Below are 18,280 nucleotides of genomic sequence, written 5' to 3' on the forward strand. Positions count from 1 at the left end.
TGCCCGCATGCTGGTCGGGTGCCGATACCGACCCTGACCGTCACCGACGCCGTAGCTCGCGCGGCAGACCTCGCGGCCGGCGGCGGGCGCCGGTTGCTGGGTCTGGCCGGCCCTCCCGGAGCGGGCAAGTCGACCCTGTCGGCGGCGCTGCAGCAGCAACTCGGCACTTCGATGGTGGTGGTCGGCATGGACGGTTTTCACCTCGCCAATGCCGAGCTGATCCGACTGGGTCGGCGCGACCGCAAGGGCGCACCCGACACCTTCGATGTCGACGGGTACGTCACCCTGCTGGCCAGACTGGCTGAGCAGCGCGCCCCGCTGTACGCGCCCTGGTTCGCCCGTGACCTGGAGGAATCGATCGGCTCTGCCGTCCTGGTCGACCCCGGCACTCCGCTCGTGGTCACCGAGGGCAACTACCTGCTGCACGACGCGTTCGGCTGGGGCGCGGTTCGTTCGCTGTTGCACGAGGTGTGGTACCTGCGGCTGGACGACGACGAACGCCGCCGGCGCCTGGTGCGGCGCCGGCTCGGCCATGGCGACACCGCCGAACACGCCCAGCACTGGGTGGAGAACGTGGACGAACCCAACGCCCGGCTAGTCGCCGCTGGCCTGGAGCGTGCCGACCGCATCGTGACCATGTCGTAGCGGGATCGTGCCGATGGCGTGGCTGATCATGGGGTTGAGGCGGCCCCATTCCAGTGCCACCAGCCTCCCTGTACCACTCGCAGTGGGCTCGGCAGGTGGTGAAATACCAACTTCCGCGCTCGGTTCCGACCTGAAACGGTTCGGTCGATCGGATCGCCGGAATGGGCGCGGAAATTTGTATTTCAACTCGAGATGAAGCACTGGCCTCGGCGATCAACCATCGGTGGGCCGAAACCTTTTGGGGAAGCGCCGACAACGCCACTACCGCTGGATGAGCTTGAAACCCAGGCACAGTGGCACATCAGAGGTCTCAAAACGCTCGACCAGCGACAATCAGCGCTTCGCGCGGCGTCGCCGCAGAGATCTCGACAGGCTCGATCAGCGGTGGTCGGCCCCTTGGACCAGTGCCGGCGTGCGGTCATGAACGAAGCCGGCCAGCACCACGATGGCGAGCCCACCGGCGACGATCACGCTCAGCGCCGCCCGCAGGCCGACCAGCTCGGCCAGTGCGCCGATCAACGGCGGTCCGAAAAGGAATGCCGGCCACTCCCCCAGGCTCATCAGCGCGACGGCCTTGGCCGAGGGCACAGTGGGCTGGTTGCCGGCCAGGGTCACTACCGTGGGCACGATGCAGCCGCTCCCGATGCCCACGCAGGCGAAGCCGATCAGGGCCGCAGGCACGGTGCCAACCAGCAGTGCGATGCCCAGCCCGGCCGCAACCACCCCGCCGGATAGCTGCAGGAACGTCCGGCGCCCCAGCACGCCGACCAGCCGATCGCCGACCAGCCGCACCGTGGCGATGGCCAGCGAATAGCAGACCAGGGTCAGTGAGCCCAGCGCGATGCCGCCGCCCAGCGACACGGTGTACTGGGCGCTCCACTGGGTCGCTCCGCCCTCGTTGATCGAGGTGAGCAGGCTCATCAGCGCCAGCACCAGCAGTTGCGGCGTCCACGAGCGGGTGGACGGCACCGGCTGGTCCGGCAGCGTGGTGGCCGGCTCGTGCAGGGCGGGTGGGTCTTCGACCGGAGTGCGGGTGTCGGGCAGCCGGCGCAGGCTTGCGAGATAGACCCCGGCCAGCAGCAGGCTCGAGGTCGCTAGTTGGATCGACGGGGCCACGTACAACAACCCGGCGAGCACACCGAGCAGGCCGCCGGCGAACTGCCCGGCACTGAACCAGGCGTGAAATGACGAGAGAATGCTGCGCCCGTAGCCACGTTCGACCTCAACCGCAAGGGCGTTCATCGGGCCGTACAGCAGACCCGCGGCGACGCCCAGGGCGAGCAGGCAGGTCACCATCGCCGACGTCGTGGTGGCCGCGGCGGCCAGCGGCGTGATCGCCAGCATGCCTGCTGCACCGCACACGGCCGGGCGGCGGGCACCGGTGCGGGTGATCACCCGCTGCAACACCAGCAGCGAGACCAATACCCCCAGCGGCAGGGCCATCACGATCAGGCCCCACTCGCCGTCGCCGACCCCGAGTTGACTGCGAACCGACGGGATTCGCCCCGACCAGCCGCCCATCACCGTGCCGGCCAGCACGAAAAGCACCGAAACAGCCACGCGTTGCCGTCGCACTGCAGTCGGCGGAACAAGAGTCACGACGTAGGCACCTCATGGTTGGTTCAGGCCCCGAGTGGACCGTCGATCACACTATCGCCGGATGATGGCTGGCACGGGTTTGCGCCCGGCAACTGGTCGAACTCGGCCGCGACCCCGTCCGCCGAGGACCACTGGGGAAGTACTGATCAATGCGCCTGCCGCTGATTGAGCGTCGAAACCCCTGGTGAGAGCACTCCGTTTGAGGTCTCGACAAGCTCGACCAGCGACTGAAAAGCCTCGACAAGCGAAAAATCAGCGTGTCCCAGATCACCTGTTCACTCGTCGAATGCCCCGGGCTGGGGTCAGTTGTCGTCGTCGTCCTCGTAGTCATCGATGATGTGCATGGCGGCCTCTTCGGCGCTCGCCGCGCCGCCGGCAATGCCCACTTCGTAGCCGACGCTCTCGGCCTCGTGATCGGGGAAGCCGTAACCGCCGTCGGCGTCGACCAGTCGTCCGGCCCGGTGGTGGCCGACCTGCCGGCTCTCGCTGGGGTCGTCCTTCCAGGGCGCGGTCACTCCAGCCAGGTCCGGCTCTTCTTGCAGGCAGCGCTGTTCGAGTGTCTCACCACGCCGCATCTCGGCGGGGGTGTTGCCGTAGCGCTGCGCCGGTGACCACTTCTCGGGTGCCGCGTACCCCTCGTCAAGCACGTCGGCGACACCGCGGTCGATCAGCGAATCGTCGGGCTGCAACTGATCCAGTTGCTCGGACTCGTCGGGCATCGTGGGGTCGAAGTCGGTCATAGGCCTAGCCTGCCACCTCAGCACGCGCTGGGCGAGAACCACCTGAAACCCATGGGATCTCGTTTGCGGCTACGGACGTTCCGGCTGCCCGACGAGACGCCGCCACAGCCGCTGCCAGAAACTCGGCTGCCCGGACGGGGGCCGCGACGTTGCGGAGGTCGGCAGGAACGACCCGGGCTGCGGTGGCGCCAGCAGCGCATCGCGCAGCACGGTGCGATCGTCGGGAATCGAGGCCGCCGGCCGCGGCGAGCCCACCTCGGGGGCGACCGGCGCCGACCCCTCCAGCGGCGCGCCGCAGCGGGCACAGCGCGGGGCCGCCAAGGTTTGCTGCAGTCGGCAGGCCGGACACCTCAGGGCAGTCATGCTCTCAGTCTCCTCCCGTGACTACGGCTGCGCCACGGGCATCGCCACCGCTGCGACATGGAATCGCGAGTGCCCCGCCCAGGGAAACGCTGATTTTTCGCTGGTCAAACTTGTCGAGACCTCAAACAGAGCGCCATCACTAAGGATTTCGACACGCTCAACCAACGGCAGACGCATTAATCAGCACGTCCCGAGCATTCGACCCGTGGCCGACGCTTCGGGTCACGATGCGGTGAAGACCAGCGCCTTGGACTCTGGAGTACTCAGCGTGAGGGTGTCACCGTCGATGGCATAGCCGGTGACCTGGCCCAGAATGCCGAGCACGGTGGTCTCTTGCTTGCCCTCGTTCACATCGGCGCAGGCCTTACTGGTGGCCGCGATCGGATCGACGGTGAGTGCGGCGTCTCTGATTGTCACCGCTGCGCGAAAAGTATTGCAGGCTCGCCCGCTCAGCGCGTCGTCGGTGAAACTCAGGCTGACGGTGCTGCCAGCCACCGGCGACGAGGTACCGCCACCGGTCACGATGCCCGAGAGCGTCCAGCCGGTGCCGACCAGCGGCTTGGCACTGGCTTCGGGCTTCGGCGCCAAGGTGAGCACAACAGTGCCGCCCTCATTGAGCAACTCGGCGTGCTCGGACGACCCGCGCACCTGTTTCACCTGCCCGAGTGCCTCGACGAACGCCGCCTCCTGAGCGGTCAGCTTGGCGTCGGTGCAGGCCATCAGGGTGGTCGCCGGCTGGGCGATGGTCAGCGCGGCACCCGACTGGCTGAAGCCGGCAGAGTAGCGGTTGCAGGTGGCCAGCCCCGACACTAGGCCCCCGGCGAAGCCCATGGTCGGCTGGCTGTCGGCCTGCGTGTCAGCCCCCTTGACCTGGGTCACCACCCACTGAGTGCCCTCCAACGTGGGTGCGCTCGCCGACGTGGCGGTCGCGCAGGCCGTAACCAGCAGGGTGAGCAACAACGCCGGTAGCCAATGTCTGCGCATCAGCGCGTCCTCCCCATCGAGTCAGCCATGATCTGGCTTCGCGGTGCAGTCATCGTAGTAGAGAGATTCCACAGGTCAGCGACGTCGGTTGCCCGCCGCCCCAGCACCCACCTCAGCACCTCAGCAGTTTCTGGACGTGACTCCACCACGCCTGGTGCATCGGCAGCGCTGAGGCACGCACCGGAACGAGGCCCAACCCGACAACCCGCCCTGCGGAACCCCAGGAACTTCAAAGGAAGCTCTGACCGGCCCAACCACCGCTGGTTGAGCCTGTCAGAGCGACTGAGGTTGACCGCCAAACCCAACCCGGGGGCACATATCCGAGGTCTCGACACGCTCGACCAACGAGAAGCCACGCTCCCCGAACGAAACCCAACCGCTGCTGGTTGAGCCTGTCGAAACACCTAGTCAGAACACGCCGAGTGAGGTCTCGACACGCTCGGCCAACGAAACGCGGCGCTCCCCACGAGCGGCAAGGTCGCGACCACCGACCCGAGCAGGGTGTTCGGCGGGCTCCGCCGGCGTTGGCGTCACCCCTTGTCGCGTGCCAGCAACGAGGCCAGATTCAACCGGGCCAGCGGACGTCGCCAACGCGGCAAGGCGCGCACCATCGCCTGGCGCGCCGCGGCCACGGCGGTCCAGTAGTCGGCCACCCGCTCCTCGCCGATGTCGCCGGCACCGAATACCGCGGCATTGGCCCGCAGCGCGAGCTCGTGCACGTCGTCGCGGCCCAGGACGGCACTCTGCTCCAGCCGGGTGGCTCTGGACGGCACCGGGTGGCCGGTGTCGCGGGCAGTGTCGAGTACCTCGTGCCAGCCGCCGGCGATGCGGGTCGACAGCGCACCACGGGTTCGACGGCGTCGGCTGCGCAGCGCCTTGACGCCCAGAATCGTGCCCACGATCAGCACGATCACCCCCAGCGGCGGCCCCACCCAGCGGGCGACGGCCCAGAAGGCGCGCCAGAATTGGTCGGCGATCGGCAACTCTGCCCGGGCCGAGGCCGGGTCGGTGTCTTGCATCTCTTCGTAAGTTCCCGGCGGCGGTATGGGGTTGGGCGGCGGCACATTCTGCACCGACTCCTGGTTGTTGTTCTGCCGCTGGTTGGGGTCGGGGTGCTTGCTGCGGTCGGGGGTGAACACCGACGTGGGCACGGTGACCCAGCCGTGGCCGTCCACCGACAGCTCGACCCAGGCCTGCACGTTCTTGCCGCGAATCTCACCACCGACCGGCACCTCAGCCCCGAACACGACCCGAGCCGGGTAGCCGAGCCGGCTGGCGATCAGCGCGAAGACGGCCGCATACTGCTCGTCGCTACCGACGAACTGCTGACCGGTGACGAACTGGTTCAGCCGGTACTGGCCGTGCCCCGGCAGGTACTGCTCCTCACCGGCCCGGGTGCCGTCGCTCCACGCCCCCAGCTTCAGCGCCCGGGCCACCGCGCCCAGCTGCGTCCACTGCTCGGCGTCACCTGCGGCGAGCCGCTGAGTGGTCGGGCCGAGAAAGGCCGACGTGGCGTCGTCCTGCCGATCGCCGTCACCGGGCGCCGGGTTGCCGGTCACCGACGCGTACTGCGGCAGCGGGGCGGATGCCACTCTCAGCACGTCGTCGGTGCGCAGCCGGTCGGGCACAAAACCCTGGTCGGTGGTCAGGTTGAACCGGTAGTGGTCGCGGTGATCCTGCGCGGAGGAACCCTCGAAGCCCACCCCGGCCACCTCCCCCAAGCTCGGCACCCAGGCGTTCAGGCCTGCGTTGTTCGCGTAGTCGGCCAGCACCCGCACCCGGGCGTCGACCACACCGGCCAGCGGCGGGTTGGGCACCCGGGCGCCCAACCGCTGAAAACCGCTGCCGTCGACGGTGCTCTCACCCAGGCCGCTCCAGGCGGCCGACGACCAGCGGTCCAGCACCGCGAACCGCAGCAGGCTGCCGGCCACGACACCGTCGACCTGCAGCAGCGGCTTGTCCCAGTAGAGCTTCAGGTCTTGGCTCGAGAACGTACGAAAGCCAACCAGCGGGGTCGGGTACTGCCGCACGTCGATCGGCGGCTCCAGTGCGGAGCGCAGCACGGTGCGGGTGCTGCCGGTGCCGGGCAGCACCGGCGCCAGCGCGAACCCGACGGCCAAGGCGGCAGCCAGCATGCCGGCACCGAGCGTCAATTGCACCCGCCCCGGACGACTCGAGCCCAGCACGGTGCGCCGGCGCGGAAAGCGGAGGGCCAGCCAGCCGATCGCCAGTGCTGCGAACCCGAGCCCCTGCGCCACCAGCAGCGGCGCATCGAGCGTGCCCAGTGCGATCACCAGAATGAACAACGCCACCGGCACGATCAGCGCCACCCAGGCGACCCGTGAGCGGCGGGCGATGCACAGCCCACCGCTACCGGCCAGCAGGGCCAGGATCAAGGGCAGGGCAAGAAATCCCCCGTCTGCGTCGACCGGCGGCAGGGTGGTGAGAAACTCCATCCACCCGGTGACCAGCGACTGGCCCAGAAAGGCCAGTGAGGCCCCTGTGGGCACGAACCCCGACAGCGTCAGCCGCGAAACCGCCAGCGGGCCGCCGAGCACGAAGTAGGCCAGGCCGGCAAGGCCCAGCGCCGCCGCCAGCGGCCAGCGGAAGACGTTCGCTGCGTGCCCGGCCAGCAGCCCCACCACCAGGCCGATGCCAGCCGCCAGCAGAAACCGCAGATCGTCGAAGCCGGTCACGAAACCGGCCAGGGCCAGTGCGCATAGTGCGACCAGAAAGCCCGCGTCGATCAGGTCGTGGACGCTGGGCCGCAGCAGTTTCAACCGGGCGGTCAGGGTTCGTCCGGTGAGGGTGCCGGGCGTCGCCTGGGCATGAATCACCCTCATTGCACGCTCACCCCCAGCAGTACCCTTGGCAGATCGTTCAGGGTGCTGACGGTCAGCACCGTCATGCCGGACGCCTGCCGCAACGCCATCGTGCCGCCGCGTACGACGGTGATTGCGAACGTGTGCACCTCGGGGGCCAGGTGTGCCCGCGCCCGGGCGAACGCCGCAAAGCCGGACCTGGAGCCCGACACCAGAATCGCCACCGACGCGTCGGGCGCCAGTTGGTTGAGCCGTCCGGTGGACTGTGCCAGGGTCCACGGCCCGTAACCCGCGCGTGAGTAGGTGTCGAGCGCCAGCGACGGAATCGGCTTCTGGGCGGCGTGGTCGCCGCACACGATGGTCAGGTCCATCTCGTCGGCCAGGGCCCGCACCGCGACCGAAGCGCCCACCGAGATGGCCAGCTCGAACTCGGACGGATCGGCGTAGGCGGCCTCGTCGGCGTCGGTCACCACGGCGATGTGCGATCGGCGGGTGTCGAGAAACTGCTTGACCAGAAAGGTGCCGTTGCCCTGCGCCGATGCGACCTTGGCCGACGAGCGCCAGTGAATGTAGCGGCGGTCGTCGCCCGGTGCGTACTCGCGCAGGGTGTGAAAGGCCAGGTCGCTCATCGAGGTGTCCTGCGTGGTGTGCCCCTCCAGATCGCGCAGCAGACCCGAGCCGAGCGGCTCCAGTGGCACCCGGCGCGGGTGCACGAAGAGTTCCAGCCGTTCGGTCCAGGTGACCTCGCGGCGCACCAGCCCGAACGGGTCGCCACGCTGGGTGACCACCGGGCCGAGATCGATCACGCCCCGATGCTGGGTCGGAATAATCACGACTTCGTCATGGGAGGCATCGGCGCCCAGCGGCGGCAAGGTGAACCGGCCCACCGCGGCGCCGACCGGAAACTCCAGCCCGATCGGCAGGGCCGGGGTGCGCGCCAGATTGGTCACCCGCACCCGTGCCGCGGACGATTCGCCCACCGTCACCCGCATCGGGTCGGCATCGAGCTCGACCCGCAGGTTCATCCGTCCAATGGTGAATGCGCAGCCGATCGCAAATGCCGCCAACAGCACCGCCGCCGCCAGGCCCAGTTCACCCCAGCCGAACAGTACGGCCGGCAGCCAGCACAGCCCGGCCAGCGCGAGCACCGTCCAGCCGAAACCGGTGACGGCCGCGAACACCCTGGCAACGGTGGCCACGACCGGACGCAGCGCGGCGCGCACCGGTGCGACGGCCGTCCAGAGTTGCCGGACAGGTCTCGACAAGCTCGACCAACGAACTGCAACAGGTCTCGACAAGCTCGACCAACGGGCACGTAGACGGGCGCCCAGGGCGTCCGGCCGGTTCGGCGGACGCTCGGACGGCGCGGGGCGCGCGCGGGTGTCGGTCATCTGCTGCTGCCTTACACCGTCCGGTCGGCCGGGGCGTTGACGGCGGCGAGCAAGTCGTCGATCACCTGCTCGACGGTGACGCCCGAGAACTGCGCCTCGGCGTTGAGAATCAGCCGGTGGCTCATCACCGGCACCGCCAGGTCTTTGATGTCGTCGGGAAGCACAAAGGCCCGGCCCTTGCTGATCGCCCAGGTCTTGGCCGCCCGCACATAGGCCAGGCAGCCGCGCATCGACAGGCCCAACTTCACCCGTGAGTGACTGCGCGACTGCTCGGCCAGCCGGCTGATGTAGCCCAGAATGGCCGGTTCGACATGCACCTCGTTGGCGAAGTTCGACATCTGCGCCACCGCGTGCGCGGCGATCACCGGGCTGACCTGCGCCGAGCGGTCGCGGTTGGCGGCCTGCGCCATCAGCTCGATCGCCACCTCGTGATCGGGGTAGCCGATCGAGCTCTTCATCAGAAACCGGTCGAGCTGAGCCTCGGGCAGCCGGTAGGTGCCGGCCTGCTCGATCGGGTTCTGGGTCGCGATCACCATGAACGGACGCCCCACCGTGTGCCGAATACCGTCCACGGTGACCTTCGACTCCTCCATCACCTCGAGCAGGGCCGACTGGGTCTTGGGCGAGGCCCGGTTGATCTCGTCGGCCAGCACCACGGTGGCGAAGATCGGCCCCTTGTGAAACTCGAAGACCTGCTTGGCCTGGTCGTAGACGGTGACACCGATCACGTCCGAGGGCAGCAGGTCCGGGGTGAACTGAATGCGACTGTTGGTGCCCTGCACGGTGTTGGCCAGCGCCTTGGCCAGCAGGGTCTTACCGGTGCCCGGATTGTCTTCGAGCAGCAGATGGCCCTCGCTGAGCATGCAGGTGAGCGCCAAGCGAATGATGTCGGACTTGCCCCGAATGGCCAGTTCGACGTTGGCCACCAACTGGTCGAAGGTCTGGTTGAACCAGGCGGCCTGGTCGTCGGTGATGCTCATGCTGTCGTCCTCACGTGCTAGTCGGGTCGGTCGCCGTACCAGCGGTCGGTGATGCCGCCGCAGGTCACGGCGACCCATTCGCTGTCGGAGTGGTAGCCCCAGTACGCCTGCGTGATCTGCTCGCCGTTGCCCTGGTTCCACCGGGTGCTGAAGTTGGTGCCCGCGTCGTCGTGCACGTAGCACGACAGCGTGCCGGTGGCGCCGCTGATCCGAGCGCCGACGTAGCGGCAGTGGTTGGAGTAGTTGCACCCCGCCGGGTTGCTGGTGGTGTAACCACCCCAGATCAACGTCACCTTCGGGTCGGGCGGATCCTCCGAAGTCAGGGTGATGCTGCGGGTCTGGCTGCGGCTGGCGTCACTGACCGTGACCGTGAACGTGTGGCTGCGGCTGTAGCCGCCCAGGTCACGGGTCACCGCCCGGCTCCAGGTGCCGTCGCGGTCGTCGGTGGTGGCGATGTTCGAGCCGTCGACACTCACCTGCAGGGCGCGTCCGTTCGGGTTGACGGTCACGTCGAAGCTCACCGACGTGCCGCTGGCGGAGTTACGGCTCAACGAGAAGCTCTGAACCGGGCCAAAGGCGGTGGCGCTCGCACCGGTAGAGGCCGACCCGCAGCGTTCTTCGTTGCACACCTGCAGCGTGATCGGGTACGAAACCCCGTCGGCCGGCACCGTGACGGTACGGTCGATCGACTGCCCCCGTGCCGACACCGCCATGGTGGCCACGGCCGACCCGTTCGCCAGAATGCGCAGCGTCGACTGCTTGCCGCGCGAGTCGGGCGCAGTGCCCTGCACCCTGATCGTCCGGTCTTTGCCGGTGGCGCTCACCTGGGGGGCACCCGGACGCTCGGGCACGCCAACGGCCTGCCAGCTCGCCCGCGCGGTAGACGTCTTGCCGGCCCCGTTCTTGGCGGTGACCAGGTAACTGTGGGTGGAGCCGTCGTAGGTCACCTTGTCGTCGGTGCAACTGGTGCCGGACGTGCCCGAGCAGATCGTCTTACTGCCGTCGCGGACCACCGAGAAGGTCAGGTCGGCCGGGCCGTTCTTATCGGGCAGGTTCCACGACACCCGCAGCGCGGTGGCCGCCCCGGTGGCGGTGGCGGCAGTGAAGCTGGGTGCGTTCAGCCCCAGCGGCTTGCCCGCCGACTGGCCCTGGATGCGTGCGCTGGGCCCCACCGCCAGCTCGTTCTCGGCGGCCAGGGCGATGGTGTAGATCGTGTTGTTGTCGAGCCCGGTGATCACCTTCGAGGTGGCGCTGCCCGCCACCGCGATCTCACGACCGTCGACCACGATGTGGAAGAGCTTCACCGCGGTGCCCTCGAACTTCACCGGGTTCCAACTGAGCGTCACCTGGTGGTCTTGGGGGTTCGACACCCTCAGCCCGGTGGGTGCCGGCGGCGGCTGATCGGGCCGGATCCGCCGGCTGGGTTCGCTCCACTCGCCCTCGCCGGCCTTGTTCACCGCGCGCACCTGAAAGGTGTACCACTGGCCGTTGGTCAGCCCGGTGATGCGGCAACTGGTCGCCGGGCAGGTGGTGATCTGGCCCCGGTTGTCTTTCACCTGGTAGCCGGTGATCGGTGAGCCGTTGGCCGAGGGTGCGGCCCAGGTGAGGGTCTCGGCCTTCGACTGCACCTTGGGGCCGGGACGCGGTGCCGACGGCTTGCCCGGCACGCCGTAGACCACCAGGGTGAACCGGGCCGTGACCTGACGGTCTTCGCGGCTCTTGTCGGCCACGTCGGTGCCGGTCACCTCGAAGACCACCTCGCCGTGGGCGTCCCGCGGCGGAGTGAAGGTAATGGTGGTGCCCGAGATCACGTACGGGGTGGACGGCCCGCTGAGTTGCGTCACTTTCACGATGCCCGGCACCGCGTCTACCAGCGGCGAGCTGATCCCGATCGGCACCCGCACCGGTGTGCCCTGCTCGATGTCGGCGTAGCTGCGGCCCTGCATGGTGGCCAGCGGGGCGCGGGTGACCTTCACCTTCAGGGTCTGCGGTTCGGCCCGGGTGCCGGCCACGCCGATGCGCAACTCGCCCGCGGCGCCGGGCACTGCGGCACCGGTAGCACTGAGCTGGACGGTGCGCCCGGCAGTCACCTCGACCCCGGTGATGGCGGTGGCCCAGTCGGCGGTGTAGCTGAAGGTGGATGCATCGGCGGAGTCGGCGGTCCAGACGTTGCACAGGGTGGCGATGTCGAGACTGCGGGTCGCGCCGCCGGCCGGCAGGTTGAGCTCGCCGGTCGGGCAGCGCAGCACCGGGGTGACCGGCCCGACCTGCACCGGAATGGTCACGAACGAACTCAGCACCCCTTCGTCGGTGGCTGACTCGCCGTCCATCACCTGCACGGTGACCGCGCCCGGCCCCACGTAGCCGTCGTGGCCGGTGACCCGCAGGTGAGTGTCGTCGCGAGCCTCGATGCTCAGCTTCTCAGCCGGCGAGGCCGACAAGGTGTCGGCGGTGGTCAGCCGCACGATGCGGCCGCGCGGCGACATCACGTAGTCGTCGAGGGCGACGGTGACACTCGAATCGGGGTCGAGGTTGATCAGGCCACCGGGCCGCAGCACCGGCGCTCCTGCGCCGGAGGGCGGCACGAAGATCAGCGCCGCGCTCTGGGCGCCCCGCTCGTCGGTGACCTGGTAGGCGATCACCTGTGGCTGGGTGGTCACCGCAACGGTCACCAGGCCGCCGTTGACGCTGATCGCCGGGTCGGGGCGCAGTACCGCGGCAGTCAGCCGCTCGTCGCGACCGTCGGGATCCCAGGCCCGTTTGAGCACGTCGACCGTCGCCACCTGGCCGTCGATCACGGCTACCTCGTCGAAGATCACCGGAGGGTTCTCGTACCCGGCCTGCGGGGTGATAGTGATGCCGGCGGCCGGGCCGGTGCCGCCGTTGCCCTGGAGCGCGTACTGCAGCAGCAGCGGCTGGCCGTTGTCGGGCGCCTGAGCGGTGATAAATCCCTCGGTGGTCACCTTGACACCGGCCGGCAGGGTGTCGTTGAGCGGCTCCAGCGGAGCGATGGCCACCTTGTCGTTGCGGGCGATCACGTCGTTGGCCCGGGCGTCCACCCGGATCATCGCGCCGGGTGCGGCTGTCACGTTGTCTTCGATCGCGATCGGCGGCTGCGGCGCGCCGGGCGGCGTGACCGCCACCCGCACCAGCGCCGCCGCCTGTTTGCCGTAGCGGTCGGTGACCATGATCGAGAAGGTGTCGGTACCCACGTTGTCGACGGCCGGGTACGCCTCGTAGGTGACCGATGTCGGGCTGCTGCCCACCACCCGTCCCAAGCTGGGCGGGGAGCCGATGCCGGCGACCGTCACCGAATCGCCGTCCGGGTCTTGCGACGAGCTGGGCAGTGAGATCTTGATCCGCTGGCCGGCGCTGGCCCGAGCCTCCAGGTCGCCGGGACGGGGGGCGTGGTTGTCGTCGTCACTCTCGGGCTGTGGCTTGATCGTGACGCTGACCTCACCCTTGGCGCGCTGCCCGGTGGGGGTCGCGGCGTAGTACTCGATGGTGACCTCGCGGGTGTCGGCAACGCCGCTGGGTGCCACGTAGCGAATCTGGTCGTTGTGCACCCAGGCCTGGCCGACGTCGAGCGATTGGATGCTGCTGCTGGAGGCGTCGTAGAGCTGTAACTGGCCCACCGGCAGCGCCGGGTCGAGGTTGGTCACCAGCGACAGCCGCGAGCCGGCGGGGCTGGTGTCATTGCTCAGCGCGTTGATCAGCACCGTGTCGCCGTCGCGCACCACCGCCCGGTCTTTGCGGGTGAGCGGCGTGTCGGCCCCCACCGCCTGCAACTGCGCCACGGTGACGTCGCCGGCGGCGCTCTGGTAGCCGTTGCTCACCGTGTAGTGCACGGTGAACGGGTTGGGCGATACCTGTTCGGCACGCGGGGTGATCATCAGCCAGCGGCCGCCGATCACCGACACGTCGACCGCGGCGTCGGTCTGGGCCGATTGCACGGTCAGCAGGCCGCCCTGCGGGTCGGCGTCGTTGGCCAGCACGTCGACCCGAACCGGGTTGTTGCCCCTGATCGCGGCCTGGTCGGGCATGGTCTGGGGCACGAAGCCGGCAGCGTCCTTGGCCACGTCGATGCGAATCTGGCTCCGGTCGACCCGCGCCGAGCCGTAGGCGGCCACGTAGTCGAGAAAGTACGGCCCCGGGCGGCTGGCGATCACCGTGACCAAGCCGGAGCGCTGATCGGTGGTCACCTTCAGGTTCGCCTTGGCGGTGATGTCACCGCCAAGGGTGAGTCGGGTGTCGGCTGCGCGCGGGTCTGAGCCGGGCAGGTCATTGGCCAGCGGACGAATCACGATCGGCTTGCCCACCTCGCCGCGGGCGGTGTCGGGGTTGGCCACCGGACGTCCGCCGGTGAGGGCCTTCTCGCCGAGCACGGTCAACGTCACCTCGCCGGTCACCTCGTTGCCCGGCACGTCGGTCACCCGGTAGGTCAGCTTCGTGCGGGTGTCGCTGGCGTAACCGGCGGCGGTGTACTCCAGCCGCCCGTCCGGGGTGACGGGAACGATCTCGCCGTCGCTGGTGGCGTCGACCAGCAACACCGGGTCGCTCTCGGGGTCGCGCCAGTCGCCCAGCGGCGCCACGTTCAGGGTGCCGAACGACGGCACGCTGAAGCTGGGCTTGGTGGCTCCCTCGCGCAATTCCGGCTGGTCGTTATCGCTCGGCGCTTTGATGTTGATCTGCACGGTGGCCTCGTCGTCGTGGTAACCGTTCCCGGCCACGTAGCGAAAGGCGAAGTCGCGGGCCTCGGCCGGAATAGTCACCTTGAGCGCCTGGCCGTCGGGGGTGATCTCGACCCGGTACCCGTCGGGCACGCCGCGCACGGCGTTGATCATCAGAATGCTGCTGATCGAGTCGGTGTCGTTGTCGAGCGGGTGCACGAGCTGGGTGCGGCCCGCACGGGCGCCGAACCGGTCGTCGTTGGCGTGCGGTTCGGCGTCCTTCAGCGCCGGCTTGTCGGAGTTCTCGGGGTCGTTGGGGTTCTGGTTCGGCTTGGGTTTGATCTTCTCCCAGTTGTCGAGCCGCAGTTGCTGGTCGAGGTCGAACACTCGGCCGTCCGCCGCGTCGTTGAGCACCAGGCTGTTGCGGTTGACCCGAAAGATCGGACGCACCAGCGGCTGCGCCCGGCTGGTCACACCCATCGGCTCGGCGGCACCCTCGCCGCAGGCCCGCACGACCGTGGTCGGAGTGCCCGCCCAGGCGCCGAAGTCACAGCCGGCCAGCCGCACCGGCGCGGCCGGGGTGGAGCCGATGCCCTGGGCCACCTGGGTGCTGATGCCGTCGTCGAGACCGATGCGCAGCAACCCTTCAGGCAGAGCGAGCAGCACTCCCGGGGCGTCCGGACCGCTGAGCTGCAGCCGTCCCGAGACGGCGGCGGTGACCTGCTTGGTGCGTCCGTCGGGCAAGATCACCAAACCCAGCGTCTCGTCGTAGAGCACGGCGCGGGCGCCGACCGCGGCCAATTGCACCGACCGGATCGTGGTGCCGATGAAGCCTTTCACCGGCTGGGCGAAGCCGCCGCCGTCCGCGGCGATGGTGAGGGTGTCGCCACTGACCGACACCACGTGCACCGTGCCGTCCGCCCCGACCGCGAGCGCCACCGTCGGCCCGGACGTCCCCGCCGGCGCGGGGCCGACCTCGGCCAGGGCAGGCAGTGCCGGGTCGAGCGCCTTGATGTCGACGGTGCGCTGCTCGGGGTCGTAACGGCCGGCCCAGACCTTGCCGGTGGCCGGGTCGACGGCCGCGATGGTGCCGCCGCGCAGGTCGACCACACTGCCCGGCTTCAGGTTGATCGCCTGGTCGGCGTTGTTGGTCACCGCCGAGGTGTCGATCGGCACCAGCGAGCCCCCGGTGGCGTCGTGCTCGACCACGGCGCCGCCGTCCTGCAGCACGTCCAACTCCTGCGGGCCGGCGGCCCCGGGCAGGTCGAGAAAGGCGTCCAGGCCGACGGCGGATTTGTTGATCCGGCCGTAGGACTGCTCGGCGTCATTGGTCACCCAGATGCCCGAATCGTGCAGGTCGAGCTTGTTCACCGGGTAGCCGACGGAGCTGATCGCCAGGGTGGCGATCACGCCCAGCACCAGGGTGGCGACCAGGCCCGGCAGCAGCCGGACGATCGACCTGCCGCGCATGCTCTACTGACTCCCCTGACCGGACGGCAACCGACCGAGCATCGCAACCACGACACCCGGCGACGAAATTTGCTTCCCAGCAGGGTAACCGCTGGCCGGTGCAGGGCCGAATGGGCAGCACTGCCCTGCCCGCGTGCCGGACTCGGCCCTCAGCTCCCCACGCCTGCTGATCATGCCGCATCAGTTCCCAGCGGGGCTCAGGGACTCAGGCCGCGGGAGTCGATTTGCTCACGAGCGAGCCTGTCTGATTAACGGTGGGCGGCTTGTGGCGTTTACTGGTTGGTCCCTGCCGGGTTGAGCCGGTCGGGGAACGTGATGGCCAACGCGTTGAGTGCCGGCTTCCACCTACAATCGCAAGCGCTTCGAGCTCAGAGCTGCGGTCTCGACAAGCTCGACCAACGGCCTGAGCGCTCGACCAACGGGGAAATCAGGGCAGCAGGTCGAGGTCTTCGACAGTGACGATCCGGGCCGCCATCGCGTACTCGACCAGCCGCGCCTTGCGGCTGCTGGCCAGTTTGGTCGGGCCGCCACGTAGCCCCCGCACCCCGAGGTCGGACAGCTTCTCGCACACGTTGTCGAGCTTGCGGTTGAATTTGGTGATCGTCCAGCCCAACCGCTGCGCCGCCGCCCCCGACTGCGGCACGTGCCCGGCACCCCGGTCGCCGCGGCGCAGCACGTTCTCGCACAGTGCCACGATCAGCAGCTTCTGGTCGGGGGTGAGCTGCACCCGTCCGATCGTCACGGTGCCGTCGGAGGCCGGGACCGCCTCGACCGGCTCGTAGCTGGAATCGTCCAGAAACACGTCGAACTCGTAGGTGGTCGAACCGGCGGTGAACCACACCACGGTGTGTGCGAACACCAGCGGCAAAGCGCCTCCGGGCGCCAGCCAGGCCTGCAGTCCGCCCTTACCGTCCGAGACCGTGGCGGTGAGCTGCGACCCGACGTTGCTGAGCCACCACAGCCCCTGGCGCTCGGCCACCATCAAGAACACCCGGTGCAGAAACGGGTTCTCGTCGTCGACCACCACATCGGCCTCGCGGCCGACAGTCAACTGCTCCCCCGGCCCGCGTCGGTACAGCTCGCCCAGAAAGTCGAGCGTGATCGTGCTCATGCCACACATCCCTTCTCGAAGCTGCGCGCGGCGTCGGCCCCGCTGGCGCGGTGCACCCGCACCCAGATGCACACTTGCTGATCGGTCGGCTGGCCGGTCAGCTTCAGCCAAGGTTCGGCTACCGTGCGGGCCTGTTCGTTCGGCGACAGCCGGTAGTAGAACGTGTCGCTGGGCAGCGCGTTGGCGTAGGTCCAGGTGAACGTGACGCTGGCGCCGTCCCGCACCCCCTTGATGCTCGGACGCCCCGGCGGCGCCGCCGTGTTGCCCGGGTCTGGGGGCGGCTCGCTGAACGACGGCAAGGCGGTGGGCCGGGCCTGTGGACGGATGCCCCCGGCCAGCGCCCAGACCACGCCACCGGCCAGCAGCACGACCAGCAGCAGCGCCGTCCAGGCGACCCAGCGACGTGCCCCGGAAGCCTCGCCGTCATCGAGCCCCGGGTGCTCCAACGAGGTCGCCGGACGGTGCACGGTCGCATCCTCGGGGGCGTTCACGCCACGAACTGCCGGTGTGCGCCGCCTGGTGCGCAGATTCTCGGTGGGTGGGGTGTCACCCGAGACCCCCTGCGCAGCCAGCAACTGCGGGCCCTGCATGCGGGTCTCGTCACCGCGGGCAGAACCCGATGGGGCAGCCACCTCCTCGGCGACGACGATCTCGGTGCGCGGCATCCGCAACTCCTGCTCGATCACCTGTAACGAGCGGGCGAAGTCCATGGCCGAGGCTGGGCGCAAGCCGGGGTCCTTCGCCAGGCCCGCCTTCAGCAGCCGATCCAGCGACGCGGGAACGTCCGGACGGCCGGTGTCGGGCACCGGCGTATCGCGGATGCGCTTCATCAGGGCGTAGTGGGAGTTGTCACCGCCCGGTTGCTCGAACGGGGAGCGTCCAACCAGCAGATGCCACAGCGTGGCGGCCAGCGAGTACACATCAGAGCGGGCCGAGGCCGGCTGGGTGACGTAGAGCACCTCGGGCGGGGACCACGGAACCGACACCCCGGCGTCGTCGTCGTCAGCCTGCGCGACATCTGCGGCGATGCCGAAGTCGGTCAGCCCGGGCGTGCCGTACTGGCTGGTCAGCACATTGGCGGGCTTGATGTCGCGGTGCAGCAGCCCCGCCCGATGCGCGGTCTCGACCGCGCTGGCGAGCTGAATGCCGACCCGCAGCGCCTCGGCCACGCTCAGCCGCTCGGCCTTCACCCGTTCGGCCAGACTGGCCCGCGGGTAGTACATCATCACCAGGTAGGGACGACCGTCGACGGTGCTGCCGGTGGCGTACACCGGCACGATGTGCGGGTGCTCCAGCAGCGCCATCGCGTTGGCCTCGCTGCGAAACCGCTGCGCCACTCCTCGGCCCCGGTTCGAATCGCGCAGAACCTTCACCGCCACCCGCCGGGCGGGCAGCGCCTGCTCGTACAGGTACACGTCGGCGTAGCCGCCGGCGCCGAGCTTACGCACGAAGCTGAGGCCGGGAATGCTGGGGGCGGGTGTCTCGGTCATCGCGTCTGGGGTCAG

The 18,280-nt window shown here is 69.2% G+C and carries 11 protein-coding genes; 1 reads left to right on the top strand and 10 read right to left on the bottom strand.

All coding sequences use genetic code 11. The annotated features are described in order from the left end of the window. Positions 1–18 precede the first annotated feature (18 nt). The gene (locus tag QM721_RS07020; protein ID WP_415120383.1) at positions 19–645 is read left to right on the top strand and encodes a nucleoside/nucleotide kinase family protein; all 627 of its coding nucleotides are present in this window, start codon (positions 19–21) and stop codon (positions 643–645) included. A gap of 378 nt (positions 646–1,023) precedes the next feature. On the opposite strand, the gene QM721_RS07025 is transcribed toward QM721_RS07020, so the two are convergent. The 10 genes from QM721_RS07025 to QM721_RS07070 form a co-directional block, all read right to left on the bottom strand. Next, positions 1,024–2,244: an MFS transporter gene (locus QM721_RS07025; RefSeq protein WP_415120385.1), complete on the bottom strand. Its 1,221-nt coding sequence runs from the start codon at positions 2,242–2,244 to the stop codon at positions 1,024–1,026. Between the two features lie 302 nt (positions 2,245–2,546). After that, positions 2,547–2,984 (bottom strand): DUF5709 domain-containing protein, encoded by a 438-nt coding sequence (locus QM721_RS07030; protein ID WP_415120387.1) that lies wholly within the window; start codon positions 2,982–2,984, stop codon positions 2,547–2,549. A gap of 69 nt (positions 2,985–3,053) precedes the next feature. Next, a complete protein-coding gene (locus QM721_RS07035) occupies positions 3,054–3,347 on the bottom strand; it encodes a hypothetical protein (RefSeq protein ID WP_415120389.1) in 294 nt (97 codons plus the stop codon). A gap of 222 nt (positions 3,348–3,569) precedes the next feature. Further along, a complete protein-coding gene (locus QM721_RS07040) occupies positions 3,570–4,331 on the bottom strand; it encodes an META domain-containing protein (protein WP_415120391.1) in 762 nt (253 codons plus the stop codon). A gap of 530 nt (positions 4,332–4,861) precedes the next feature. Then, on the bottom strand, positions 4,862–7,174 hold the full coding sequence (locus QM721_RS07045) for a transglutaminase domain-containing protein (RefSeq protein ID WP_415120393.1): 2,313 nt from the start codon (positions 7,172–7,174) through the stop codon (positions 4,862–4,864). Next, complete coding sequence (locus QM721_RS07050) at positions 7,171–8,544, bottom strand: DUF58 domain-containing protein (RefSeq protein ID WP_415120395.1); 1,374 nt, start codon at positions 8,542–8,544, stop codon at positions 7,171–7,173. The genes QM721_RS07045 and QM721_RS07050 overlap by 4 nt, the downstream gene beginning before the upstream one ends. A gap of 11 nt (positions 8,545–8,555) precedes the next feature. Then, on the bottom strand, positions 8,556–9,524 hold the full coding sequence (locus tag QM721_RS07055) for an AAA family ATPase (protein ID WP_415120397.1): 969 nt from the start codon (positions 9,522–9,524) through the stop codon (positions 8,556–8,558). Between the two features lie 17 nt (positions 9,525–9,541). Then, positions 9,542–15,664: an Ig-like domain-containing protein gene (locus tag QM721_RS07060; RefSeq protein ID WP_415120399.1), complete on the bottom strand. Its 6,123-nt coding sequence runs from the start codon at positions 15,662–15,664 to the stop codon at positions 9,542–9,544. A 427-nt stretch (positions 15,665–16,091) separates the two neighbouring features. Continuing rightward, the gene (locus QM721_RS07065; protein WP_415120400.1) at positions 16,092–16,775 is read right to left on the bottom strand and encodes a hypothetical protein; all 684 of its coding nucleotides are present in this window, start codon (positions 16,773–16,775) and stop codon (positions 16,092–16,094) included. After that, entirely contained in the window at positions 16,772–18,265 is a 1,494-nt protein-coding gene (locus QM721_RS07070) for a serine/threonine-protein kinase (RefSeq protein ID WP_415120402.1), read from the bottom strand. The genes QM721_RS07065 and QM721_RS07070 overlap by 4 nt, the downstream gene beginning before the upstream one ends. Positions 18,266–18,280 lie beyond the last annotated feature (15 nt).

The sequence above is a fragment of the Micropruina sp. genome (genome assembly GCF_047602085.1).
Classification (GTDB): Bacteria; Actinomycetota; Actinomycetes; order Propionibacteriales; family Propionibacteriaceae; genus Micropruina.

Bases quoted from the DNA above. Each gene is read 5' to 3' on its own strand.
- QM721_RS07030 (WP_415120387.1), bottom strand. From the start codon at position 2,984: ATGACCGACTTCGACCCCACGATGCCCGACGAGTCCGAGCAACTGGAT.
- QM721_RS07035 (WP_415120389.1), bottom strand. From the start codon at position 3,347: ATGACTGCCCTGAGGTGTCCGGCCTGCCGACTGCAGCAAACCTTGGCG.
- QM721_RS07040 (WP_415120391.1), bottom strand. From the start codon at position 4,331: ATGCGCAGACATTGGCTACCGGCGTTGTTGCTCACCCTGCTGGTTACG.
- QM721_RS07045 (WP_415120393.1), bottom strand. From the start codon at position 7,174: ATGAGGGTGATTCATGCCCAGGCGACGCCCGGCACCCTCACCGGACGA.
- QM721_RS07050 (WP_415120395.1), bottom strand. From the start codon at position 8,544: ATGACCGACACCCGCGCGCGCCCCGCGCCGTCCGAGCGTCCGCCGAAC.
- QM721_RS07055 (WP_415120397.1), bottom strand. From the start codon at position 9,524: ATGAGCATCACCGACGACCAGGCCGCCTGGTTCAACCAGACCTTCGAC.
- QM721_RS07060 (WP_415120399.1), bottom strand. From the start codon at position 15,664: ATGCGCGGCAGGTCGATCGTCCGGCTGCTGCCGGGCCTGGTCGCCACC.
- QM721_RS07065 (WP_415120400.1), bottom strand. From the start codon at position 16,775: ATGAGCACGATCACGCTCGACTTTCTGGGCGAGCTGTACCGACGCGGG.
- QM721_RS07070 (WP_415120402.1), bottom strand. From the start codon at position 18,265: ATGACCGAGACACCCGCCCCCAGCATTCCCGGCCTCAGCTTCGTGCGT.